This window comes from Pseudomonas sp. Pseusp88 (genome assembly GCF_047303955.1).
In the GTDB taxonomy this organism is placed as follows: domain Bacteria; phylum Pseudomonadota; class Gammaproteobacteria; order Pseudomonadales; family Pseudomonadaceae; genus Aquipseudomonas.
In genome coordinates, this window is sequence record NZ_JBGLYM010000122.1 from 1 (window position 1) to 273 (window position 273).

Genomic DNA, 273 nt, shown 5'->3' on the forward strand with positions numbered 1-273 from the left:
GTGCTGCCGATCAGGCGCCCGTTGTGGTCTAAAAATTCGCCATAAAAGGTCTTCGGCACCGACTCCCGTGACGGCAGGTCCTCCAGGCCGAACAGGTAGTAATTCTGGGTCACCTGACTGCGGCGCATGAAATAGGCGGCACCGAAGGTGTTTGGCAGCAGGCTGCGCAGTTGCTCGATGCCTTTGGCGTGCAGTCTCACGCTGATCGGGCGGGCACCGGCGCCCAGACGGGCTTTGGTTTGCGTCAGGCGATCCTCTGCTTTGGCGTAACGG

1 protein-coding gene is annotated in these 273 nt (G+C 61.2%); it reads right to left on the bottom strand.

Going from position 1 to position 273, the window contains the following annotated elements:
• The coding region (locus tag ACCD02_RS32730) for a hypothetical protein (protein ID WP_413310728.1) at positions 1-273 on the bottom strand (273 nt) is incomplete at both ends.